Genomic DNA, 23329 nt, shown 5'->3' on the forward strand with positions numbered 1-23329 from the left:
AAGGCCGGTGCGGGCCGCCGGGGGCCGCCGGCGCGTCAGGACAGCCCCGAGCCCTCCTGCTCGTCCGCCTCCATCGCGGCCCGCTCCTCGCGCAGCCGCACCACGTGCCGGCGCCGCGCCACCACGCCGTACGCCCCGGCGACGGACCCCGCGAAGGCCACCAGGCCCATCCAGGGCTGGTCGAGGACGTGGCAGGTCAGGTGGTCCAGCGAGTACCGCCCCGGACCGGCCAGGCCGAGCGCCAGCCCGGCCGCGCCGAGGAAGGCCGGGTACTCGTAGCCACCGGAGGTCGCGAAGAAGCCCCCGGGCGCGTGCACCGCCACCGCGCCGGCCATCGTCCCGGCCACCACCGCGCCGGCCGCCCCGGTGGCCAGCCCGGCGACCAGCAGCGCGCCGCCGCCCGCCTCACCGGCGCCCGCCGCGATGGCGCTCTGCCGGCCGGGGTGGAAGCCCATGTGCTCCATCGCCTGGGCGGTGCCCTCCAGGCCTCCCCCGCCGAACCAGCCGAACAGCTTCTGGGTGCCGTGCGCGATCAGCACCCCGCCGACCGCGCCGCGCAGGGCCAGCAGGCCCAGGTCCTTACGGTTCAGACACATGTCGCACCCTCGTTCCCGGGGAGGTGATCCGACTTCCATGGGAGCCGAGAGCGCGCACCCGTTCGAGCCGGGACGGCCATCCGGGCGAATTCGTCGGCGACCGGGAATGAACCGCTCCCCGGCGAGATTCACGCCACGCCCGACCGCGGGGCGTGGCGTGGCGGAGCGGCCGCACCGGCCGCCGCGGTCATGCTTGGCGCATGTTCGTCTTCAACCTGAGCAGCGCCTTCATCACCTTCTTCGCCGTGGTCGGCCCGCCCAAGGTCCTGCTGGCCTTCGCCCGGCTGGCCTCCACCCGGAGCACCCGGGAACTGCGACGGCTGGCGGCGTGGAGCACGATCATCTCGGCGGTGATCGGCCTGGTGCTCGGCTTCACCGCGGACGAGGTCACCACGCTCTTCCACATCAGCGACCAGTCGCTGCAGCTCGCCGGCGGGACGATCTTCTTCATCTACGCGGTCGCGCTGGTCTTCGGCTTCCACCTCGGCGGCGAGAACGAGGACGACGACCACCTGCCGAACCCGATGGTGGACGGCATCCGCGAACTGCTGCTGCCGTACATCGCCAGCCCGCTCGCGGTCACCGCCGTGCTGGTCGCCTCGCTCGCCCGCAACGACTGGAGCTGGAAGGCCACCATCGGCGGGGCCTACCTCGCGGTCGTGGTGATCAACTACGTCTGCGTGGCCCTGCTGGCGCCGCTGATGCAGCGCACCCACCGCACCTCGCTGGAGGTGCTCTCCCGGCTGCTCGGGCTGCTGCTGGCGGCGGTCGGCGTGGAGCTGTTCCTGACCGGCCTGGCCGGGCTCGGGGTCCACCTGCCCGAAGGGCACTGAGCCCGGCCGCCGCCCGTCAGGCCGCCACCCGTCAGACCCTCGCCCGCCAGACCGCCACCCCTCAGGCCGCGGCCGCCGCCAGCCGGGCCAGCACCTCGCCGATCCGCTCCCGCACCAGCGGATCGGCGACCAGCCCGTCCGGGCCGACCGCCCCGCGGTCCAGCGGGATGCGGACGCAGGCCCCGTCCACCACGGCCGCGCCGGTGTAGCCGAGGACGGTGCGCAGGGTGGCCTCGGCGCCCTGGCCCCGGCCCGGGCCGGCCGCGTTGATCCAGCCGGCGGGCTTGTCCGCGATCTCCGTCCCGCCGACCGTCCAGTCCAGCAGGTTCTTGAAGGAGCCGGGCAGCGTCCCGGCGTACTCGGGGGTGCAGACCAGCAGCGCGTCGGCGGCCTCGACGGCGGCGCGCAGGGCGGCCACCGGCCCGGGCAGCGGGTCGGTGTCGTGGTCCGGGTTGAAGTGCGGCAGGCCGGCCAGCCCCGCGTAGTAGGTGGCCCGCAGGCCCGGGGTGGCGGCGGCCACGGCGGCGGCGGTGCGCAGCACGGTCTCGTTGGCGGAACCGGCCCGCAGGCTCCCGGGCAGCAGCAGGATGTGACGCTCGTTCGGCATGCCGAGGAACCTACCGTTCCGGCCCCGGGCCGCTCGTCGGTCGCGCCGGCGCCATGATGCCGTGGCGCTACGCCCCGGCGGGCGCGACCACCGGCCGCCAGGGCACCGGGCTGGAGAGGATCATCGAGCTGGACGGCTGGCCGTAGCCGCCGAGCCGGTCGCACAGGGCCTCGAAATCGGCCATCGTGGGCACCGCGACCAGCAGCGCGCAGCAGGCCCCGCCGGTGACCCGGTGCAACTGGAGCACCTCCGGCCAGGCGGCCACCTGGGGGTCGCGCAGCACGCAGCGCGGGCCGTAGCACTGGATCTGGACCAGCGCGGTGATCGGCAGTCCGGCCCGGCTGAGGTCCACGTGGGCGTGGTACCCGGTGATCACGCCGTCGGACTCCAGTCGGCGGACCCGTTCGGCCACCGCGGGTGCGGACAGGCTCACCCGGCGGGAGAGTTCGTTGTAGGAGAGCCTGGCGTCGGTCTGCAACTCGGCCAGCAGGCGGCGGTCGACGGCGTCCATGGCGGCTCCCGGAGTGACTGGAATGGGTGGTTTCGCGATCGTAAAGCGAATCGGCCGAACGCCTCGCGAACAACAGCCCGGATCGCGGTTGCGGTGTCCGTCGACCATTCAACCGGGGGGTCGCACCGCCGCACAATGGGCACCCCGGTGGAACCAGGCCGTCCGTCTGGTCGCCGGTCCGGGCGACGGGCCCGGGTGGATCAGGAGGAATCGGGATGGGGCACGACACGGTGGAGACGCCCAGCCTGTCGTTCGATCGGCGCGGGGAGCCGGATCGGGGCACCCCGTACGCCCGCTACGTGTGCCTGGACGAGCTGCACAGCCTCCAGCACCCGCGCAGCAAGGTGCCGGCCGAGCTGTCGTTCATCGTCACCACGCAGGTGATGGAGCTGCTGTTCGACCTGCTGCGGCACGAGTGGACGCTCGCCCAGCGCGCGCTGCGCGAGGACGACCTGCCCGCCGCACTGGCCGCGCTGCGGCGCGGCACCCACGTGCAGGACGTGCTGGTGGAGTCCTGGGACCTGCTGGCCACCATGACGCCGCAGGAGTTCAACGGCTTCCGCGCGGCGTTCGGCCAGGCCTCCGGCTTCCAGTCCGCGGCCTTCCTGCACCTGGAGTTCCTGCTCGGCAACAAGAACGCCGCCCTGCTCACGATGTACGACGGGATGCCGCGGACGCAGGCCGAGCTGACCGAGGCGCTGCGCTCCCCCGGCCTGTACGACGACGCGCTGGCCCTGCTGGCCCGGCGCGGCCTGCCGCTGCACCCGGAGCCCTCCGAGCAGCGCTACCGCGCCGGCGACGACGTCGCCGCGGCCTGGCGCCTGGTCTACACCGACCCGGAGCACGCCGGCCTGCAGCCGCTCGCCGAGGCACTGCTGGACGTCGCCGAGCGGGTCACCCGCTGGCGCCAGCGCCACCTGTCCGCGGTCAAGCGGACCATGGGCGGCAAGCCCGGCTCGGGCGGCTCCAGCGGGCTGAGCTGGCTGCGCAGGTCCGCCGAACAGGACGTGTTCCCGGAGCTGTGGACGATCCGGGACGAGCTGTGAACGAGGGGATGGGCATGGTCACGCGCGAGGAGTGCGCGGCGCTGGACGCCGTCGACCCGCTGGCGGCGTTCCGCAAGGAGTTCGCCCTGCCGGACGGGGTGGTCTACCTGGACGGGAACTCGCTCGGCGCGCTGCCGGTGCGCACCGCGGAGCGGGTGCGGCAGGTGGTCGAGGAGGAGTGGGGCCGGGAGCTGATCCGCAGCTGGAACGACGCCGGCTGGTTCGAGCAGCCGTACCGGCTGGGGCGGCGGATCGCCCCGCTGGTCGGGGCCGGGCCGGAGGAGGTGGTGGTCTGCGACACCACCTCGGTGAACCTGTTCAAGGTGCTCGTCGCCGCGCTGCGGCTGCGCCCCGGGCGGCGCACGGTGCTGGGCGACGGCGAGGCGTTCCCGACCGACCTGTACATCGCCGAGGGCGCCACCGGCCTGGTCGAGGGCGCGCGCAGCGTGCTGGTCCGGCCCGAGGAGCTGGACCGGCACCTGGACGGCGACGTCGCCGCGGTCGTCCTCTCGCACGTGGACTACCGCACCGGCGAGCTGCTGGACCTGCCCGGGATCACCGCCCGGGTGCAGGCCGCGGGCGCGCTGATGATCTGGGACGTCTGCCACTCGGTGGGCGCGCTGCCGGTCGAACTCGGCGCCGCGGGAGCGGACTTCGCGGTCGGCTGCACCTACAAGTACCTGAACGGCGGCCCCGGCTCGCCGGCCTTCCTGTACGTCGCCGAGCGGCACCTCGCGGCCGGCCCGCGGCAGCCGCTGAGCGGCTGGTTCGGGCACGCCCGCCCGTTCGCCTTCGAGCCCGGGTACGACCCCAAGCCGGGCATCGGGCGCTTCCTGACCAGTTCGCCGTCGCTGCTCGGGCAGGCCGCGCTGGGCGCGAGCCTGGACGTCTGGGAGCGCGTCGACCTCGCCGCCGTCCGGGCGAAGAGCCTGGCCCTGACCGACCTGTTCATCGGACTGGTCGAGGGCCTGGACGGGATCGAGGTGGTGACCCCGCGCGAGCACGCCCGGCGGGGCAGCCAGGTCGCGCTGCGGCACGCCGACGGCTACCCGGTGGTGCAGGCGCTGATCGCGCGCGGCGTGATCGGGGACTTCCGCGCACCCGACCTCATGCGGTTCGGCTTCACCCCGCTGTACCTCTCGTACACCGACGTCTGGGACGCGGCCCGGGAGTTGGCCGAGGTGCTGGCCTGCGGGGAGTGGCGGGAGGAGCGGTTCTCCCGCCGGGGCGAGGTGACCTGAGGACCGGCGGCGCGGCGCGGTCCGCCATGGGACAGTGACGCACGTCATGCCCGGGTAGAGTTCGACTCCCATCACCCTTGGGAAACCTCTCGATTGACTGACCGTCAGCCGCAAGGGGAGGTTTGCGTGAACATCGAACTCGGACCGCTTTCGCCCGAACCCTTCATGCTGGCCCTGGGGTTGACCCTGTTCTTCCTGATCACGTGGACGCTGGGCCACCGCATCCTCCCCCGCGTCGAGCGGATCCAGACCGAGCGGTGGGACGCGACCGAGGGCCGCGCCGAACGCGCCGAAGCCATCCGCGCCGAAGCGGAGGCCGCCCACGACGCCGGTCGGCAGGAACTGGCCCAGGCCCGGCACGAGGCGGCCCGGATCCGGCAGGAGTACGCCGAGCAGGGTGCGGCGGCCGTCGCCGCGGCCCGCGCGGAGGGTGTCCGCGACCGGCACCGGCTGGTCACCGCCACCCACGCGCGGATCGCCGCCGACCGGGCCGAGGCCGCCGAACAACTCCGCCAGGACGTAGGAGAGTTGGCCGTGACGCTGGCCGGCCGGGTGGTCGGTGAACCGGTGCACGCCGTCGCCGCCAGTCGCCGCACGGTGGACCGCTTCTTCCGCTCCCGCTGAACCGACGTCGGCCCCTCGCCCGTGCGGGGCGAGGGGCCGACGTGTGCCTGGGCCGTTGTTGCTGTTGTCCAAACGTTCAGGCGTTCCCTGCGAGCGCTAGCTGTGGCGGCCGCGACGGCGGGCCGCCACGACGGCGAGACCGCCGAGGCCGAGCAGGCCGACGCCGGCCAGGCCGAAGACCACCGGGGCGTTGCCCGCGCCGGTGGAGGGCAGCTGACCGCCGCCACCGGGGTGGTGGCTGGTCGGGTGCTCGGACGGATGGTGGCTGGTCGGGGCGGGGCCCGAGCTGGACGGACTGGCCGAGGGCGACGAGGACGGGGACGACGACGGCGAGGAAGAGGGCGACGCCGACGGCGAGGAGGACGGGGAGGACGAGGGCGAGGAGGACGGCGAGGAGGACGGGGACGACGACGGCGAAGAGGAGGGCGACGACGACGGCGAGGAGGACGGCGAGGTCGACGGCGACGGGCTCGGCGTCGTCTGGCAGTCCGGCAGGTCCCCGTCGAACGGGTAGCTGTGGATCTCGTAGCCGCCGGTGCCGGTGTGGATCAGGTTGCCCGCGAGGTACACCCGGCCGTTCATCCCGGGCTGGGCGATGGTCGTGGTGCCGCCCGGGTTGCCGGCCAGGACCGAGCCCTGGAACTGGGCGCTGCCGAGGATCCGCGCCGAGGTCGCGGTCGGGAAGTTGTACATCAGCTTCGACCGCATCTCGGTGGTCTGGTCCCCGGCCAGGCCGGTGCCCGTGTAGGTGTTGATGATCGGGCTGTCCCCGAGCATGTTCACCACGACGGTGGCCCCGGCCGGGATGTTGTCGAAGACCAGTCCGATCTGCCCGCCGCTCGGCGAAGCGAGGTTCTGGCTGACGTTGAAGACCTGCTTCAGGCTGGTCCCGTCACCGGTGAAGGTCGCCTGGCTGGAGGAGATGTCGACGGTGCCGGTCGCGGCGGCCTTCCCCACGCAGTCGGAGATCTCCTCGATCTGGGTGAGCACCGTCTGGTACGGGGCGGCGGCGTTCGGGTCCTGGATCGACTCGCCGGTGGGGTCGATGCTGACGGTGCCGGTGACGCTGCCCGCGTGGCGCAGGTTGCCGAAGGCCGGGCCGTGGGAGTCGCTCCCGCCGATCAGGATCGAGTTGCCGGTCACGACGTCGACGTTGCCGCCGGTGGTGACGAAGTCGCTGCCGTTGGGCGGCACGACGCGCGAGCCGACGCCGACGACGCCCATGTTGTAGATGCCGCCGCCGTTCTTCTCGACGGTCAGGTTCCCCAGCGCGACGATCTTTCCCTCGGCCTCCGCGGCCCGACCGGTCACGGTGTAGTTGCCGCCGGTGAAGACGTTGATGCTGGCGTCCCGGCCGGGGAAGTCGCCGTTGTTCGGCGGCGGCCAGGTGGCGGGGCAGTCGGGGCCCGTGCAGGCGCCCAGCGGCGGGGCGAGCGGCGCGGCCGAACCGACCGTCAGCACCGCCGCCAGCGGCAGCGCCGCGACGACGGTCGCCACGGCGACCCGGACGGTCCGACGCCCGCGGGTGGCGGGTTCTCTTCTCGCCGCGGTCGTTCTGTGATCCGGCGTACCGGTGCCCTGACCCATCGACACATTCCTCCGCGCATAGGAAAAGGAGCAGGTGCGCACAACCTGCCCCGTTCGTACTATCTGCTGGCGATCCCGCAGATCCGGGACATCCAACCTCAAATCGGGCGATTCCTACCCTACAGATCCTCAGATCCGATCCGAGAATCCACCGCGCGGCGCAGCAGTCGTCTCCCACCGGCCCTGCCCGGACGACCTCCGCGCCGCCCCCGCCCGACGTCCGCGCCCGTTAGGTTGGAGCAATGACCTCCGAGGCCCAGGACCAGAGCACGCCGCTCGTCGCCGTCGCGTCCGCCGACGCCGTACTGCGGCACCCCGAAGCGGGCGAGCACCTGCTCACCCCCCTCGAACTCGAACGCGCCGCCCGCTTTCGGCACGAGTCCGGGCGGATCGACTTCACCGCCGGCCACGTGCTGGTCCGGCTCTGCGCCGCCCGGCTGCTCGACGTCCCGGCGGCCTCGCTCACACTCGCCCAGCAGTGCCCGGACTGCGGCCTGGCCGACCACGGCAAGCCGTACCTGCCGGACCACCCCGAGGTGCACGTGAGCCTGTCGCACACCCGGGGCGTGGTCGCGGCCGGAGCCGGCCACCAGCCGGTCGGGGTGGACGTCGAGCTGGCCGCGCGCGGCGGATCGCTGGGCGCGGTCGCCCGCCGGGTGCTCTCCCCCGCCGAACTGCGCCTGGTCGAGGCGGCACCGGAGCCGGACCAGGCGTTCCTGCGGCTGTGGGTGCGCAAGGAGTCGCTGATCAAGATCGGGCGGGCCACCCTGGACACCCTGGCCTCCGTCGACCTGTCCGACCTGCCCCTGGACGTCCCGCCCGGCGCCCCGCTGCGCAGCCGCCACCAGGACCTGCACCTGCTCGACTGGGCCGACCCGGAGCACGGCGCCGCCGTCGCGGCGGTCAGCACCGCCGCGCCGAGGATCGTCCAGCTGACGACGGCGGGCTGAGCAGGCAGGGCGAGCTGGCCAGACAGGGCGGGCCGACCAGGGCGGAACTCCGCCGCCCTGCGGAACGAGCACGCCCACCCGCGCGGCGGGCCCCCGGATAAGCGGTGTTAGCGTGCCTGATCGCGGGCGCGCCGCCACCGGACGCCCGCCGCACCAGCTGCCCACCGCCGGATGTAAGGGTGTCCCCGCCATGGCCAAGTTCCTGCTGAGCCTGCACGTCCTCGCGTCGGTCCTGTTCATAGGCCCGGTCGCGGTGGCCGTCAGCATGTTCCCGCGCCGGGCCAAGGCCGCGCTGGCCGGCGGGCCGGACCAGGCCGCGGACGCGGGCGTGCTGCGCATCCTGCACCGGATCACCCAGGTCTACGCCCTGCTGGGGGTCGCGGTGCCGGTGATGGGCATCGGCCTCGCCCAGGTGATGGACGTGCTCGGACAGTCCTGGATCATCGTCTCGATGGTGCTCACCGCGATCGCCGCGCTCTCGCTGCTGCTCTTCGTCCTGCCCGGGCAGCAGGCCGCGGTGGACGCGCTCGGCGCCGACACCGCGCCGGAGCAGCACGCCAAGGCCGTCCAGGGCCTGCGGCTGCTGCCGATGACGGCCGGGGTGTTCAACCTGCTGTGGGCGGTGGTCGTGGTGCTGATGGTCATCCGGCCGGGGTCGAGCACCGGCGTCTGAGCCGGGCCCCCGAAGCCGTACCGAAGCCCTACCGAACGAGCGACTCCACCGCCCAGCCGTGCCGCCCGACGCCACGCCGTCCGGAACCACGCCGCCCGGCGCCACGCTTCCCGGGCCGGAAGGCCCTCTCCCCCGGGGCGGGCCCGGTCCAGTACCGTCCTGGCCATGACGATCATGGCGGGCATGGGCAGCCCGACGGGTACCGGAGTCGGTCCGCTGCTGCGCGGCTGGCGCGAACGGCGGCAGCTCAGCCAGCTGCAACTGGCCCTGCGGGCGGACTCCTCGACCCGGCACCTCAGCTTCGTCGAGAACGGCCGGTCCCGCCCGAGCCGGGAGCTGGTGCTGCGGCTCGCCGAGCACCTGGACGTCCCGGTCCGCGAACGCAACACCCTGCTGCTCGCGGCCGGCTATGCCCCGCACTTCCCCGAGACGCCGCTGGACGACCCGTCGATGGACGCGCTGCGCGGCGGGCTGGAGCGGCTGCTCGCCGCCCACGACCCGTACCCGGCGCTGGTCGTCGACGGAACCTTCCGGGTGCTGGCGGCCAACCGCTCGCTCGGACTGCTCCTCGACGGCGTCGCCCCGCACCTGCTGGAACCGCCGCTCAACGCGATGCGGATCGCCCTGCACCCCGAGGGGCTGGCGCCGCGCATCGTGAACCTGCCGCAGTGGCGGCGGCACCTGCTGGAGCGGGTGGAGCACCGGATCGAGCTGCTGCGCGGCGAGGCGCTGCGGCGGCTGTACGAGGAGGTCGCCGGCTACCCGACGGCGGCGGACGACCCGGGCCCGGGCGGGGAGCAGGCGGACGGCGCCGGGCCGTTCCCGTTCGCGCTGCCGATGCGGATCCGGCACGAGGGGCGGGTGCTGTCGTTCCTGTCCACCATCACGACCTTCAACACGCCGCTGGACGTGACGGTCTCCGAGCTGGCCATGGAGACCCTCCTGCCGGCCGACGCGGAGACGGTGCGGTTCCTCCAGGACGCGGTCGGCCCGGAGCGCTGACCCCGGTTCAGGTGCGGCGCCCCTCGGTGCCGCCCCCGACGCGGCCGTCGCGGCCGTCACCCCCGTCGCGACCGACGCGGCCGTCGCGTCGGCGCAGCGCGGTGAACTGGAGGACGGCGAACAGGGCCACCACCACGGCCTGCACCGGGATCCAGACGGCGCCGGCCGTGGTCGGCTCCAGCCAGGCCGCCATCGCCACCAGGCTGAGCACCACCCAGACGGCGTTGAGGTCGATCACCGCCTGCACCGCGAGCCGCGGCGGCCGCCGGCGGGCGGCCAGGGCGCCGACCCCGAGGGCGTAGCCGGTGAGGAAGAGCCCGAGGGCGAGCAGGACGCTGCGGCCGACCCCGAGCAGTTCGCCGACCGGGCCGGCGAAGGCCAGGTAGACGAGGCCGTTGCCGCCGGTGACCAGGGCGTCCAGGGCGAGCACGCCGCGCACCGTCCACAGGGGGGAGGTGGAGCCGGGGCGGGTGGGCGTGAGGGTGTTCGCGGACATGGCGGATCAGCCTCCTGACGGGGATGGGCCCGGCGGCGGTGACGCCGGCCGGGCCACCCACCCTGCCCGCCCGGCCGCCGGGCGTCGATTACCCCGCAGGTAAGGGCCCCCAGCCGAGGTCGGGGCCAGGACCGGGACCGGGGGCGCTCAGAGCCGCGCCCCCGGCGACCGGCCGCCTCAGCCCGGCAGCCCGAAGAGCCCGGCGGCGTTGTCGTGGCAGACGGCCCGCAGCCACTCCTCCCCCAGGCCCAGCCCGGCCAGCGCCTCCAGCTGGTGCACGTACCGGTACGGGATGTTGGGGAAGTCGCTGCCGAGCAGGACGCGGTCCCGGAGGCCGCGCAGGCGCGGCAGTTCGGCGCGCGGGAACGGCACGTCGGCCTCGGCGAAGTCGGTGAAGGCGATCGTGGTGTCCAGCCGGACGGCCGGGTGGCGCTCGGCGAGGTCGAGGAAGTCGCGGTACTCGGGCATGCCGAGGTGGGCGACCACCAGGACCAGTCCGGGGTGGCGCTTCAGCACCTCGCCGATCGGACCGGGGCCGGTGAAGTTGCCCGGCACCGGTCCGGACCCGCAGTGGGTGACCACCGGCGTGCCGGTCTCGGCGAGCAGCCCCCACACCTCGTCCAGCTGCCGGTCCGCCGGGTCGTAACCGCCGACCTGCACGTGCGCCTTGAACACCCGGGCGCCGTCCTCGATCGCGCGGGCCACGTAGCCGGGCGCCTCGGGCTCGGGGAAGAAGGTCGCGGTGTGCAGGCACTCCGGGGTGCGGGCGGCGAAGTCGGCCGACCACGCGTTCAGCCAGCCGGCCATGCCGGGCTTGTGCGGGTAGAGCATCGAGGTGAACGCCCGGACGCCGAAGTCCCGCAGCCGCTGGACGCGTTGCTCCTCGGCCTCGCGGTAGGTGATCGGCCAGGGCCGGTTCACCAGCGGGCCGGCCGCGTCGAAGTACGCCCACACCTTGTCGAGGACGTTCTTCGGCATGAAGTGGGTGTGCACGTCGATGAGGCCCGGCAGGCCCAGGGCCTGCCAGAACGCGCGGACCTCCTGGGATTCGCTCACGCCGGCACCGGGCGGGCCCGGTCGATGATCCCGGCGGTGTCGACGCCGGACGGCAGGGTGCCGAAGGCGGAGCCGCGGTCGCCGGCGAGGCGGGTGGCGCAGAACGCGTCCGCCACCGCCGGGCTGCCGTGGCGGACGAGCAGCGCGCCCTGGAAGGCCAGCGCCATCGACTCGACCAGCCGGCGCGTCCGGTACTCCAGGTCGGCCTGGTCGGTGAGCTGCTTGCGCAGGTCGGCGACGGCCGCGTCCAGCCGGCGGTCCGCCCCGGCGGCGGCGTCGAGCTCGCCGAGGAAGGCCTCGACCGTCTCCGGGCGCTTCGCCATGGCGCGCAGCGCGTCCAGGGCGGCGACGTTGCCGGAGCCCTCCCAGATCGACACCAGCGGCGCCTCCCGGTAGAGCCGGGGCATCCCGGACTCCTCGACGTAGCCGTTGCCGCCCAGGCACTCCAGCGCCTCGGCGGCGTGCGCCGGGCCGCGCTTGCAGACCCAGTACTTGGCCACCGCCAGGCCCAACCGCCGCACCAGCGCCTCGGGTTCGTCCCCGGCCAGCGCCAGGTCGGTGCTCCGGGCGAGCCGCATCGCGACGACGGTGGCCGCCTCGGACTCCACCACCAGGTCGGCGAGCACGTTGCGCATCAGCGGCTGGTCCACCAGCGGCCGGCCGAACGCGCGCCGGTGCAGGGCGTGGTGGACGGCCCGGGTGGCGCCGTAGCGCATGCCGGAGGCGGCGCCGACGGTGCAGTCCAGGCGGGTCATGTTGACCATCTCGATGATGGTCGCCACCCCGCGCCCCTCCTCGCCGACCAGCCAGCCGACCGCGCCGTCGTACTCCAGCTCGGCGGAGGCGTTGGACTTGTTGCCGAGCTTGTCCTTGAGCCGCATCAGCTGGAGGCGGTTGCGGGTGCCGTCCGGGAGGACGCGCGGCAGCATGAAGCAGCTGAGCCCGCCCGGCGCCTGGGCGAGCGTCAGGAACAGGTCGGACATCGGCGCCGAGGTGAACCACTTGTGGCCGGTCAGCCGGTAGGTGCCGTCCGGGTGCGGGGTCGCGGTGGTGGTGTTGGTGCGGACGTCCGAGCCGCCCTGCTTCTCGGTCATCGACATGCCGGCGATCAGCCCGCGCTTGGTGCGCGGCTCGCGCAGCCCGAAGTCGTACGTGGTGGCGGCCAGCAGCGGCTCCAACTCGCCCGCCAGGGAGGGGTTCGCGCGCAGGGCCGGGACGGCGGCGTAGGTCATCGAGATCGGGCAGGTGTGGCCGGCCTCGACCTGCCCCCAGACGAAGAACTTGGCGGCCCGGGCGGAGTGCGCGCCGGGCCGCTCGTCCCGCCAGGGCGCGGCGTGCAGGCCGTGGGAGACGGCGGTGCGCATCAGCTCGTGCCAGGCCGGGTGGAACTCGACCTCGTCGACGCGGTGGCCGAAGCGGTCGTGGGTGCGCAGGACGGGCGGGTTCTCGTTGGCCAGCCGGCCCCACTCGGCGGCCTGCTCGGAGCCGGCCAGGCGGCCGAGCTCGTGCAGCTCGGCCTCGGCCCAGCCGGCGCCGGCCCGGTGCAGGGCGGCGAGCAGGGTCGGATCGGCGGCGGTGTCGTGTCCGTACGGCAGGGGCACCTGGTTGGTGACCTCATGCGTCGCTGTCATCGCGTCCTCCCAGGGCACGCAGAGTGAAGGAGACCAGGGCGGGGACCACGTCGGTGGTGCCCGCCGGCTTCGTGGGCGCGGCCGCTTCCGTGGGTGCGGCCGTCGCCGCAGGCACGGGCGCGGCCGCGAGCGGGCCGGCCAGCGCCTCGCCGACCGCGCCGACCAGCGCGGCGGCGGTCAGCACCGGGTCCTGCTCGGGGAGTTCGCCGCTCGCCACGGCGGCGGCGATCTCGGTGGCGATCACGTCCCGGAACGCCCGGCGGAACACCAGGCGCTCGCTGTCCACGACCGCGTCGGCCGGCTCGACCAGCAGCGCGTACGCCAGCCGGGGCGCGCGCAGGGCGCGGGCGGCGAAGGTCTCGACGACCGCGGCGATCCGCTGCCGCGGGCCCTCCCGGAGGGCGACGGCCGCGTCGACGGCCGCCATCTCGCGGGTGACCACCCGGCGGAACAGCTGCACGGACAGCTCGGCCTTGTTGGCGAAGTGCTGGTAGAGGCTTCCGGTGGCGATCCCGGCGCGGTCCGCCACGGCGGCCATCGTGCAGCCGCCGTAGCCGCGTTCGGCAAGCAGCAGGGCGGCGGCCTGCAGCACGGCCTCGCGCTGGGCGTCCAGCCGGGCTTGGACGGCGGGCGTGCGTCGGTAGGCCATGAAAGTATTGAAGCACCGATTCAGTGCTTCAGATAGGGGTCGGACGGAGCCCGTCCCCGGTGGGTCGGCCCCGCCGGACGCGCGAGGAGGCCGCCCCCGGCCGGGGGCGGCCTCCTCCAAGGCGTCACACGGTGCTACGACCTGCCGGTCACAGCGGGTGGCGCTCTACAGCGGGTGGCGCTGCGACTCCAGCTTCAGGCCCTCCTCGTCGAGCGGGCCGAACGGCGGGATCTGCTGCTTCTTGCCGAGCGAGCGGGCGGCGTCCTGGTCGCCCAGGCCGGCCCACTCCAGCACCTTGGCGGTCGCCTCCGCCGACTGCGCGGCCGGCAACTGGCCGATGTTGGAGCCGTGGTTGCCGCCCGGCACGGTGTAGACGTAGCTGTCGTCGCTGCCCCGGCCGAGCTTGAACGGCTTGGCGCCCCACGGGTCGTTGCCGCCGTAGACGTAGATGATCCGCTCGGCGTCGTGCTTCACCCAGCGGTCGATGTCCCGCATCGTGTTCGGGTTGAAGGAGATCGGGATGTCCTTCGGCACGTACGACCGGGCCGCGTACAGCTCCTTGTAGTCGTAGTGCAGCACGCCCTTGAGGTGCGAGACGTCGAAGAACGGCGCGCCCAGCTCGGTCGCGGCCTGGTAGTAGTACGCGGTGTACTTCGCCAGCGACTGGTCGCTGTTGCCGGTGATGCCGGACTGCGAGTCGAACCACGCGTACAGCGCGTCGTCGGTCGCGGTGGCCGCGGCCGGGACCTTGGCGCAGTCCGCCTCGGTGCTGTACTGCCAGAACGCCCAGACCACGTCGAGCACGCCCGCCTCGTACGCCCGGTCCGGCGTGCCGAGGGTGTTGAAGGTCGAGCCGGCGGCCTTGTTGTCGGCCACGTAGCGGGTCTCCAGGCGGTCGCGGCGCACCAGCAGCTCGCGCTGGGCGGCGTTCAGCGCGGCCCGGCACTCGGGGGTGCCGACGGTGCGGAAGAAGTTGGTGTAGGCCGCGTAGTCGTTGACGTCGGTGTTGTTCGGCGCCACGTACGCGATCGTGCCCGCGACGTCGTCCGGGTAGAAGCGGCGGAAGTAGGTGGAGGACATGCCGCCCTTGCTGGCGCCGGTGGAGAGCCACTCCTGCTGGTAGATCCGCTTGAGCGCGGTCACCAGCCGGTGCGAGTCGGCGGCCTGCTGGCGGATGCCGGCCTTGGACCAGTCCGCCGGCTCGGGGCGCGACGGGGTGAAGTACCGGTACTCGATGGACACCTGGTTGCCGTCCACCAGCCGGGTCGGCTCGGTGCGGGACGGGTTGGTGCCCAGCGTGTAGCCGTTGGTGTAGAAGACGGTCGGGCGGTCGTAGCCCCGGTGCAGCACGCTGAAGCGCTGCTGGAAGGTGCCCAGCCAGGGGCGGAAGTGGTCGATCGGCTGGGTGTAGGTGAGCAGGAAGTAGCGGTGGCCGGTGGTGGTCGGCTTCTCCTCGGTGATCGTCACCCCGGGGATCGCCGCCAGCCGGTCCTTGATGTCGGCATTCGGGTCGTCGGCGGGGCTCCGGCCGTGGGCGGCCCCGGCGGCGTCGGCGCCCTGGGCGCCGGCGGCCAGCGCCGGGGTCGCCAGGCCGCCGAGCGCGAGCAGCGGTATCAGCAGGACGGAAACCAGCAGCCTTCGCAGCGTGGTGGTCATCAACTCTCCATTGGTCACGCGGATATGACTGCCGCCCTGTCGGGACGACAGCGCGGCGCGGGTGGTGCGGCGGCCGCCCGGTGGACGGCCGAATGGGCCACCCGCCGTTCGCGGGTGGCCCATCGGGGATCGGTGCTGGTCAGCGGGGTCGCCCCGGTTCCGTCACGACGTGGCGGTCGGGCACGGGGCGGCGGTCGGTTCAGGTCAGGCCAGGCCAGGCAGGCCAGTTCGGATCGGCCTTCGCGACGGTCGGGTCAGGGCCGTCGCGACGGTCGGGTCAGGGCCGGACCAGGGTGCAGCCGGGCAGGGTGAGGTCGAACCGGTTGCCGGCGGCGAAGCAGGCCGGGATGCCGTAGGTCTCCTGGGCGTAGCCGATGCCCTGGTGCACCGTCACCGAGCCGTTCTCGTCGACCTCACACGGGTTGTCGAGGGTGCAGGACTCGCCGTTCTCGTTGATCGTGTTGTTGACCGCGACCACCTGCCCGGTGTTCGCGTCCACCACCGGCGAGCCGGAGGTGCCGCCGATCACGTTGCAGCCGGAGGTGTAGCGGACCGAGTCCTTGAAGGTCCAGTCGGCCTCGTTCAACTGGTAGGCGAAGCCGTCGATCGAGCAGGAGTAGATCTTCTTCCAGTAGCCCGAGACGACCTTGATCGAGGTGCCCTGCGTGGGGTGGGCCGCGGAGATGGTCAGCGGGGCGATCCCGTACCGGGACTGGATCGAGGCGTAGCTGGTGTTCAGCTGGTAGATCGACACGTCGGTGTCGGTCATGGCGCCGTAGACCACCTTGGTCGCGCGCAGGGTGCCGAGCCCGCTGCCGGTGGAGCTGAGGAGGGTGAAGGTCCGGCTGGAGGGCTGGTTGAGGATCACCTCGCCGGGGCCGGGCATCCCGGACTCCAGGCAGTGGCCGTTGGACAGGACGAGGGCCGGGTCGCTCGCGGCCGAGCCCGGCATCCGGACCAGCGAACCGGAACAGTTGTTGAGGGCCACCGTCCCGGCGAAGTTGACGGCGCGGGGGGCCGCCTTGGTGTCGGTGAGCTGGGCCTGGGCGCTCAGGGACTGGCCGTCCTGGGCCGCGGCGGACACCGCGGCGGGGGCCTCCGCGGCGGCCTGGGCCGGGAGGGCGCCGGCGAGGGCGGTTGCTCCGGCGACCAGGACGGTGGCGAGCATGCCTATGAGCGGCTTCTTCATGAGAGACCTCTCGGTGTGGGGGTGCACCAAAGCTGTCGCGGACATGACTCACTGTCAAGAGTCAAGACGACACCAAGAAAACACTTCGGCCGCAATGGCTCGTTCGCGCGGTGGCGGCGGTGCGCCGGCCCCTCCCTTCGCACCGCCGATCGCGTCAACCCGCCCCACGGCCCCCGTCCGCCACGTACTGTGGCGACATCGGACGGGTGACCACAGGGGGCAGGAGTGACTACCGAGTACCGCAGCGACGCGCCGTCGGAGCCCACGGGGGCGGGTGGGCGGTTGCTCGCCGTGAGCGACCTGCACATCTCCTACCAGGAGAACCGCGACCTGGTGGAGAAGCTCCGGCCCACCAGCCCCGACGACTGGCTGCTCGTCGCCGGAGACGTCGCCGAGCTCACCACCAGCATCGAGTGGGCGCTCGGGCTGCTCGCCGAACGCTTCGCCCGCGTGGTGTGGGCCCCCGGCAACCACGAGCTGTGGACCCACCCCGAGGACCCGGTGCAGCTGCGCGGCGTGGCCCGCTACGACCACCTGGTCGACCTCTGCCGGAACCTCGGCGTGCTGACCCCCGAGGACCCGTACCCGCTCTGGCAGGGCGCCGGCGGGCCGGTCCGCATCGCCCCGCTCTTCCTCCTGTACGACTACTCATTCCGCGCGCCGGGCACGACCACCAAGGAGGAGTCCCTGGCGGCCGCCTACGAGAGCGGCATCGTCTGCGCGGACGAGCGGATGCTCCACCCGGACCCGTTCCCGGACCGCGACTCCTGGTGCCGCGAGCGCGTCCGGCTGACCGAGCAGCGGCTGGCGGCCTGCGACCCGGACGTACCGCTCGTCCTGGTCAACCACTACCCGCTGGTCCGCCACCCCACCGAGATCCTCTGGTACCCCGAGTTCGCCCAGTGGTGCGGCACCGAACTGACCGCGGACTGGCACCGCCGCTTCAACACCGCAGCGATGATCTACGGCCATCTGCACATCCCCCGCAAGACCAGCTACGACGGCGTCCCGTTCGAGGAGGTCTCGCTCGGCTACCCGCGCGAGTGGCGCAAGCGCGGGCTGCCGGAGCCGCTGCTGCGCGAGGTCTTCCCGCAGGCGTAGGTACGCGCCGCCCCGCCGCCCGACCGTCCGGCGGCGGGGCGGATCTCCGACGGATCAGGCCTCCCCCGCCTCCTCCTCCGCCTTCTCCCCCGCCTCCTCCTCCGCCTTCTCCCCCGCTTCCTCCTGCGCCTTCTTCTCCGCCTCCTCGAAGGTCGCCGACGCCTCCGGCCGGGCGAGCGTGACCACCAGGTCGCCGTCGCTCACCTCCGCGATCAGCGTGTCGCCCTCCCGCACCGTGCCGTCCAGCAGCAGGTTGGACACCCGGTTGTCCAGCTCCGACTGGATCGTCCGGCGCAGCGGCCGGGCCCCGAACTCCGGCTGGTACCCGCGGTTGACCAGCCACTCCTTGGCCGCCTCGGTGACCTCCAGCTGCACGTCCTGCGCCTTGAGCCGGCGCCGGCTGCGCTCCAGCAGCAGACCGACCACCGACAGCAGGTCCTTCCGGGTGAGCGCGTGGAAGACGATCACCTCGTCGATCCGGTTCAGGAACTCCGGCCGGAACTGCTGGTGCAGGTCGCGCATCAGGTCGCCGCGGATCTCGTCCACGTTCCCGGCGTGGTCGAGGATGCGCTGCGAGCCGATGTTGCTGGTCATGATCACCACGGTGTTGCGGAAGTCGACCGTCCGCCCCTGGGCGTCGGTCAGCCGCCCGTCGTCCAGCACCTGGAGCAGCAGGTTGAAGACGTCCGGGTGCGCCTTCTCCACCTCGTCGAAGAGCAGCACGCTGTACGGCTTGCGACGGACGGCCTCGGTCAGCTGCCCGGCCTCGTCGTAGCCGACGTACCCGGGCGGGGAGCCGACCAGCCGGGAGACGGTGTGCTTCTCCTGGAACTCGCTCATGTCGAAGCGGATCATCCGGTCCGGGTCGCCGAACAGCAGCGCGGCCAGCGCCTTCGCCAGCTCGGTCTTGCCCACGCCGGTCGGGCCGAGGAAGAGGAAGGAGCCGGTCGGCCGGTCCGGGTCGCCCATCCCGGCCCGCCCGCGGCGCACCGCCTGGGCGACCGCGGTGACCGCCTCGTCCTGGCCGATCACCTTCTCGTGCAGGTGCTCCTCCAGCTTGAGCAGCCGCTCCCGCTCGGTCGCGTTCAACTCCGCGACCGGGATGCCGGTCCGGGACGACAGCACCTGCGCGATGTCGTCGGCGGTCACGTCGACGACCTCCTCGCGGGACTCGGCGACGGCCGCCAGCTCGTCCTCGGTCTGCCGCAGCTCGGCCTTCAGGTTGGCCGCCCGCACGAACTCCTCGTCCGCGACGGCCTCGTCCAACTCCCGCTTCAGCTTGGTGATCCGGTCCTGCACCCCGGTCGCCTCGGTCGAGCCGCTCAGGCTGCGCAGCCGCACCCGGGCGCCGGCCTGGTCCAGCAGGTCGATCGCCTTGTCCGGCAGGAAGCGGTCACTGACGTACCGGTCGGACAGCGTCGCCGCCGCGTCCAGCGCCTCGTCGGTGAACCGCACCTGGTGGTGCGCCTCGTACGCGTCCCGCAGCCCCCGCAGGATCTCGACCGTCTCGTCGACGCTCGGCTCGGGCACCAGCACCGGCTGGAAGCGGCGCTCCAGCGCGGCGTCCTTCTCCACGTGCTTGCGGTACTCGTCCAGCGTCGTCGCGCCGACCACGCTCAGTTCGCCGCGTGCCAGCGCCGGCTTGAGGATGTTGCCGGCGTCCATCGAACCCTCGCCGCCGGAACCCGCGCCGACCACGGTGTGCAGCTCGTCCAGGAACAGGATCACGCTCTTCTCGGCCGCCGTGACCTCGTCGATCACCTTCTTCAGCCGCTCCTCGAACTCGCCCCGGTACTTGGAGCCGGCCACCAGGGCGGTCAGGTCCAGGGTGACGACCCGCTTGTCCCGCAGACTCTGCGGCACGTCCCCGGAGACGATCCGCTGCGCCAGGCCCTCCACGATCGCGGTCTTGCCGACACCCGGCTCGCCGATCAGCACCGGGTTGTTCTTGGTCCGGCGGGACAGGATCTCGACGGTCTGCTCGATCTCCTCGGCCCGCCCGACCACCGGGTCCAGCCGGCCCGAGCGCGCCGCCTCGGTGAGGTCCAGCCCGTACTCGTCCAGCGTCGGCGTCTCGCTCGGGTGCGCGCCCGTGCTGCTGCGCTCCCCGCCGACGCCGCGCCCCTCCAGCACCGTCTTCAGCGCCTCCTGCGAGGGCGCCGCGTTGCGCAGCGCCGTCCCCGCCCCGGACCGCTCCTGGTCCAGCAGCGCGCCGAGGATGTGCTCCGGCCCGATGTACGAGGCCCCGGCCGCCTGCGAGCGGGCGTGCGCCGCCAGCAGCGCACGCTTGGCCGACGGCGTCAGCGCGGGCTGCCCGTCACCCACCGCCGCCCCGTCCCCGGACGGCAGCGCCCGCTCCAGGTCACCGGCCAGCTGGTCAGGGTCGATCCCCGCCCGCTCCAGCATCCGGCGCGACGGCTCCACCCGGGTGGCCGCCCAGGCCAGGTGCCCGGTGTCGAGGTCGCTGGTCCCGTCCTCGCCGGCCCGGTGCGCGGCCAGCCCCAGCAGCTCCTGCGAGGACTCGCTCAGCAGCCGCCCGATCGGCACCCGCTGCACGGCGGGCGGGGAGGCCATCGGACTCATCCCGAAGAAGCGGCTGAGCAGATCGGAGAACGGATCGCTCGATCCGAACGGGGGCATGGTCACGGAGGATCACCTCTCCCAAGCGGTGTGCAGCCACCCAAACACAGCCCGCCCCACCCCGCCTCCCGAGCCCCGCCCCCTCCCGCCCCCTGGCAGCACCCCCCCCAACTCCCCCGCCCCGCCCGCCGCACGCCCAGGGCCTCCGCAACCTGCCGTTCAGTCAGCTTGCTCCGCCGTCCCACCCCCAAGAACCTCGGGCACGAGGTTGGCAATGGGCAAGGTCCGCCCATTCGGGGACGTAGCGCGCTCACGCGCGACGTGATACGCCCAGGCGTGAGTGGAGATCTTCTTTTCGATCGAAAAATGTTTCCCGGTGGAGGAGTCCAGAACGTGATGGAACTCCTCCATCAACCGCTGCCATTCCACGTCCACGAAGTCCGACTCCTGCCATCCGTAGAGGGACTTGAGCTCTCGCTTGACCGCAGCGAAGAAGGATATCGGCTCGCGCTGCCCGACACCGATCTTCATGTTGTTCGACCGAAGCCATTCCTTGAACTCGTCCGGAGCGTCCAGCCATTTGTCCGGGCTATCACGAAGTTCGGCGTAGTCCACCCAGGCCCAAAAGCTCTCGGCATCTGCGACATCAGGGGCTTCCGCATGGTGCGCCTTACACAGAAGCGCGAAGTTCCGGACATCCATGGATCCCCCGAGGGAAAGGGGGATGACGTGCGCGCGCTCCACCGGCCTGCGCCAGCAGATCAAACAAGCGGGGTCCTCCCCCACACCCAGATATTCGGCGATCGCGCGCACCGTGGGCGGCGACTTCCTGTCATCCGGCTGCTGCTCCCGAGGCTTCACCGCCAGCTCCGCAGCACTGTACCCGTAATCACTCCCGTCATCCGGGTAGCCGATGCGCAGGGCATCCGGAAGGTCATTCCTCTGCGGCTTGTTGTTCCTGACGTGGATGAGCGGGGTCCCGACCTCGGTCAGATACTCGAAGAGATATTTAAGGGCGAAGTCATGGATCAGCTCAAAAGCGTCATGGTCGAATCCGCCCTGCTCGTTCCGGTGCCCCTGAACATCGATGTAGAGGTGTCGCGGGGCCCCGGGCTTCTCCCTCTCGGCAGATTGCACGCATTCGAAGATCCTCTTTGCGGCACGCTCGAAGTTCTCATAGACCGCCATATCGTGATAGATCGCGACAGCTTTAGGCCGCTCGCCCTGCATCGGATTCTTCCGTAGCTTCTTGCGGTTCCCCATGAACGCTCCCCACGTACCGGTCCTGCGAGGAGCCTTGCACGCCGCACCGACAGTGCAGCCCGGAAACGACGAAGGGCCGGTCCCAGGAGACATCTCTCCTGGGACCGGCCCTTCGAACGGTGGTGGGCGCGGACGGTTTCGAACCGCCGACATCTGCTTTGTAAGAGCAGCGCTCTACCACTGAGCTACGCGCCCCCTGTCGCGGCCCGGTGGGGGCACGACGACTGCCTAGGGTACCTGGTCCCGGGGGGTGCTGTGGTGCGGGTGGTCGGGGAGTGGGACGGGTGGGGGTGCCGGTGCGGCGGGGTGATCGGGAAGAATGGGGGTGGATCAGCGGGTCGGAGCAGGGAGCGCGCAGTGACGGTGGCCGGCGGGAGCGGGCGGGGGTGGCGTCGGGCGGGAAGTGCGCTGGCCGACGCACTGGTGGTGCCGGTGGTGCTGGCGGGTGCGCTGGGTGCGCTGGGGCTGGCCTCGGCCGGGACGGGCGGCTGGTGGGGCCGGCGCGGCGGGGAGGGTGTGCGGGCGGACGCCAAGGCGGCCCGGGACGCCGCGCAGGAGGCGTTCTACGACCTGGACTCGACGCAGCGCGAGGTGCAGTTGGCGGTGGAGACCGTCCGGGCGGCCGAGGACGAGGCGGCGGCCCGCCGGGCGCTGGCGGACCTGGCGGGGATCACCGGCCGGGTGGACCAGGTCACCGTGAACTACCTGGGCGCGCTGGACGCGTACAACCTGGACGACGAGGCGCTGGACGCCGGCACCGCGGCGCGGGCCCGGCGGCAGTTGGAGGACGTGAAGGGGCAGCTCGGCTCGGCCCGGGCGGAGCTGAACGACTTCCTCCAGCGGCTGCAGCCGATCCTCCAGCGCGCCGAGCAGCAGCTGATGCGGGTCACCCCGGCGGTGGAGCAGGCGAAGCGCGCGCTGCTCCAGGCGAGCAACGCGCTGGACGCGGTGCGCGGCGCCGGGCTGCGGGCGGACGACCTGGCGGCCCGGCTGGCCGAACTGGCGCCGGAGCTCGGGCTGCTGAACGAGGGGCCGGCCCGGCACGGGGTGGCGCCGACACTGCGGCGCGCGGACGACGTGCGGCAGCGCGCCGAGGCGATCGCGGCCGACGCCGGTCAACTGCCGGAGCGGGCACGGGAGATCGACCGGCGGGTGGCGAGCCTGCGGACCCGGATCCAGGCGCTGGAGACCAAGGCGGAGACGGTCGAGCCGGCCCTGAGCGAGCTGCGCCGCCGGTTCAGCGCGGCCTGCTGGCAGGACCTCCAGCGGGTGTCGGAGCAGGTCGCGGAGACCGGGCGGGCGGCGGAGCGCAAGCTCGCCGAGGCCGCCCGGGCCCGGGACGAGCAGCGCTGGGCGGACGCGACGGGCGCGATCGGTACGGTGCGCGCGCTGCTGGACACCGCGGACGGGTCGGTGGTCGCGGTGAACGAGCGGCTGCGGCAGCTGAACGAGGTGCAGCACGACCCGCACCGGGAGGTGGAGCGGGCCCGGTTCGCCCTGCGCGACGCGCAGCGGCTGGCGATGACGGGCCGCAGCGCGCCGGACCCGCGGCACGCCGCCCCGCTGGACGAGGCGGTGGCGCGGCTGGACCGGGCCGTGGCCACCCTGGAGGCGGCCGGCCGGCACCCCGACTACTGGCACTTCCTGACCGAGCTGGCGGGCGTGCGGGAGACGGCGGCGCAGGTGATCGGGCTGATCCGCGGCGATCTGGGCGGGCACCGGTAGCACCCCGGCAGGACCCCCGTAGGACGCAGACAGGGCACTGGCAGGGCACTGGCAGGGCGCCGCCTGGGTACCCTGCCGGTATGCCACGCTACGACTTCCGCTGCCGCTCCTGCGGAGCCACCTTCGAACTCCGCCGCCCGATGGCGCAGGCCGGCGCCCCCGCCGTCTGCCCGCAGGGCCACGAGGACACCGTGAAGCTGCTGTCCGCCGTCGCCGTCACCGGCTCCGCTTCGGGCGGCGCCCCGCGCCAGGCCCCCTCCGGCAACGGTGGTGGCGGAGGGGGCTGTTGCGGCGGCGGCTGCTGCGGCTGACC

General features: G+C 73.1%; 22 protein-coding genes and 1 tRNA gene. 10 read left to right on the plus strand and 13 right to left on the minus strand.

Annotated elements, in window-relative coordinates:
- Positions 1–35 precede the first annotated feature (35 nt).
- Positions 36–596: a DoxX family protein gene (locus tag ACFVTF_RS14290; protein ID WP_387813483.1), complete on the minus strand. Its 561-nt coding sequence runs from the start codon at positions 594–596 to the stop codon at positions 36–38.
- 200 nt (positions 597–796) lie between these two features.
- Between ACFVTF_RS14290 and ACFVTF_RS14295 the strand changes: the two genes are divergently transcribed.
- Positions 797–1429 carry a MarC family protein gene (locus tag ACFVTF_RS14295; protein WP_371516798.1) on the plus strand — a complete coding sequence of 211 codons (633 nt, stop codon included), beginning with the start codon at positions 797–799 and terminating at the stop codon, positions 1427–1429.
- A gap of 61 nt (positions 1430–1490) precedes the next feature.
- On the opposite strand, the gene ACFVTF_RS14300 is transcribed toward ACFVTF_RS14295, so the two are convergent.
- Together ACFVTF_RS14300 and ACFVTF_RS14305 are read right to left on the minus strand one after the other, a co-directional pair.
- Positions 1491–2036 (minus strand): NADPH-dependent FMN reductase, encoded by a 546-nt coding sequence (locus ACFVTF_RS14300; RefSeq protein ID WP_371516799.1) that lies wholly within the window; start codon positions 2034–2036, stop codon positions 1491–1493.
- Positions 2037–2103: 67 nt separating this feature from the next.
- Positions 2104–2547: an Lrp/AsnC family transcriptional regulator gene (locus ACFVTF_RS14305; protein WP_063347413.1), complete on the minus strand. Its 444-nt coding sequence runs from the start codon at positions 2545–2547 to the stop codon at positions 2104–2106.
- A gap of 215 nt (positions 2548–2762) precedes the next feature.
- On the opposite strand from ACFVTF_RS14305, the gene ACFVTF_RS14310 reads away from it, so the two are divergent.
- The 3 genes from ACFVTF_RS14310 to ACFVTF_RS14320 all read left to right on the plus strand — a co-directional run bounded on the left by ACFVTF_RS14310 (position 2763) and on the right by ACFVTF_RS14320 (position 5458).
- A complete protein-coding gene (locus ACFVTF_RS14310; protein WP_371516800.1) occupies positions 2763–3593 on the plus strand; it encodes a tryptophan 2,3-dioxygenase in 831 nt (276 codons plus the stop codon).
- A gap of 14 nt (positions 3594–3607) precedes the next feature.
- Positions 3608–4834, plus strand: coding sequence for a kynureninase (kynU, locus tag ACFVTF_RS14315; RefSeq protein ID WP_387813488.1), 1227 nt, complete (start codon positions 3608–3610; stop codon positions 4832–4834).
- Positions 4835–4960: 126 nt separating this feature from the next.
- A complete protein-coding gene (locus tag ACFVTF_RS14320; RefSeq protein ID WP_387813491.1) occupies positions 4961–5458 on the plus strand; it encodes a hypothetical protein in 498 nt (165 codons plus the stop codon).
- Positions 5459–5554: 96 nt separating this feature from the next.
- On the opposite strand, the gene ACFVTF_RS14325 is transcribed toward ACFVTF_RS14320, so the two are convergent.
- Positions 5555–6955, minus strand: coding sequence for a choice-of-anchor A family protein (locus tag ACFVTF_RS14325; protein WP_387813494.1), 1401 nt, complete (start codon positions 6953–6955; stop codon positions 5555–5557).
- A gap of 332 nt (positions 6956–7287) precedes the next feature.
- Here ACFVTF_RS14325 and ACFVTF_RS14330 point away from each other — a divergent pair, with 332 nt between their 5' ends.
- From ACFVTF_RS14330 to ACFVTF_RS14340, 3 genes are all read left to right on the plus strand, one after another.
- The gene (locus tag ACFVTF_RS14330; protein ID WP_371516804.1) at positions 7288–7995 is read left to right on the plus strand and encodes a 4'-phosphopantetheinyl transferase superfamily protein; all 708 of its coding nucleotides are present in this window, start codon (positions 7288–7290) and stop codon (positions 7993–7995) included.
- 190 nt (positions 7996–8185) lie between these two features.
- On the plus strand, positions 8186–8668 hold the full coding sequence (locus ACFVTF_RS14335; RefSeq protein ID WP_371516805.1) for a DUF2269 family protein: 483 nt from the start codon (positions 8186–8188) through the stop codon (positions 8666–8668).
- Positions 8669–8833: 165 nt separating this feature from the next.
- Complete coding sequence (locus ACFVTF_RS14340; protein WP_371516806.1) at positions 8834–9670, plus strand: helix-turn-helix domain-containing protein; 837 nt, start codon at positions 8834–8836, stop codon at positions 9668–9670.
- A gap of 7 nt (positions 9671–9677) precedes the next feature.
- Here ACFVTF_RS14340 and ACFVTF_RS14345 read toward each other — a convergent pair whose 3' ends face one another.
- The 6 genes from ACFVTF_RS14345 to ACFVTF_RS14370 all read right to left on the minus strand — a co-directional run bounded on the left by ACFVTF_RS14345 (position 9678) and on the right by ACFVTF_RS14370 (position 16347).
- Positions 9678–10166: a hypothetical protein gene (locus ACFVTF_RS14345; RefSeq protein WP_387813498.1), complete on the minus strand. Its 489-nt coding sequence runs from the start codon at positions 10164–10166 to the stop codon at positions 9678–9680.
- Positions 10167–10343: 177 nt separating this feature from the next.
- Complete coding sequence (locus ACFVTF_RS14350; RefSeq protein WP_371516808.1) at positions 10344–11222, minus strand: amidohydrolase family protein; 879 nt, start codon at positions 11220–11222, stop codon at positions 10344–10346.
- Positions 11219–12853, minus strand: a complete 1635-nt coding sequence (locus ACFVTF_RS14355) for an acyl-CoA dehydrogenase family protein (RefSeq protein ID WP_387813500.1) — start codon at positions 12851–12853, stop codon at positions 11219–11221. Before ACFVTF_RS14355 ends, ACFVTF_RS14350 begins: the two co-directional genes overlap by 4 nt.
- A complete protein-coding gene (locus ACFVTF_RS14360; protein ID WP_371516810.1) occupies positions 12837–13502 on the minus strand; it encodes a TetR/AcrR family transcriptional regulator in 666 nt (221 codons plus the stop codon). Before ACFVTF_RS14360 ends, ACFVTF_RS14355 begins: the two co-directional genes overlap by 17 nt.
- 165 nt (positions 13503–13667) lie before the next feature.
- Complete coding sequence (locus ACFVTF_RS14365; RefSeq protein WP_371516811.1) at positions 13668–15158, minus strand: S28 family serine protease; 1491 nt, start codon at positions 15156–15158, stop codon at positions 13668–13670.
- A 277-nt stretch (positions 15159–15435) separates the two neighbouring features.
- Positions 15436–16347 carry a serine protease gene (locus ACFVTF_RS14370; protein WP_387813505.1) on the minus strand — a complete coding sequence of 304 codons (912 nt, stop codon included), beginning with the start codon at positions 16345–16347 and terminating at the stop codon, positions 15436–15438.
- Between the two features lie 225 nt (positions 16348–16572).
- Here ACFVTF_RS14370 and ACFVTF_RS14375 point away from each other — a divergent pair, with 225 nt between their 5' ends.
- Entirely contained in the window at positions 16573–17448 is an 876-nt protein-coding gene (locus ACFVTF_RS14375) for a metallophosphoesterase (protein ID WP_371516813.1), read from the plus strand.
- A 54-nt stretch (positions 17449–17502) separates the two neighbouring features.
- Here the strand turns inward: ACFVTF_RS14375 and ACFVTF_RS14380 are convergent, their stop codons facing one another.
- The 3 genes from ACFVTF_RS14380 to ACFVTF_RS14390 form a co-directional block, all read right to left on the minus strand.
- Positions 17503–20088: an ATP-dependent Clp protease ATP-binding subunit gene (locus tag ACFVTF_RS14380; protein WP_387813707.1), complete on the minus strand. Its 2586-nt coding sequence runs from the start codon at positions 20086–20088 to the stop codon at positions 17503–17505.
- A gap of 159 nt (positions 20089–20247) precedes the next feature.
- The gene (locus tag ACFVTF_RS14385) at positions 20248–21291 is read right to left on the minus strand and encodes an HNH endonuclease (RefSeq protein WP_387813508.1); all 1044 of its coding nucleotides are present in this window, start codon (positions 21289–21291) and stop codon (positions 20248–20250) included.
- A 120-nt stretch (positions 21292–21411) separates the two neighbouring features.
- A tRNA-Val gene (locus tag ACFVTF_RS14390) sits at positions 21412–21486 on the minus strand.
- Between the two features lie 162 nt (positions 21487–21648).
- On the opposite strand from ACFVTF_RS14390, the gene ACFVTF_RS14395 reads away from it, so the two are divergent.
- Positions 21649–23016, plus strand: coding sequence for a hypothetical protein (locus ACFVTF_RS14395; RefSeq protein ID WP_387813511.1), 1368 nt, complete (start codon positions 21649–21651; stop codon positions 23014–23016).
- Between the two features lie 80 nt (positions 23017–23096).
- Positions 23097–23327, plus strand: coding sequence for a zinc ribbon domain-containing protein (locus ACFVTF_RS14400; RefSeq protein ID WP_063347431.1), 231 nt, complete (start codon positions 23097–23099; stop codon positions 23325–23327).
- The last annotated feature ends 2 nt before the right edge of the window (positions 23328–23329 follow it).

The organism is Kitasatospora sp. NPDC057940 (assembly GCF_042887425.1).
In the GTDB taxonomy this organism is placed as follows: Bacteria; Actinomycetota; Actinomycetes; order Streptomycetales; family Streptomycetaceae; genus Kitasatospora.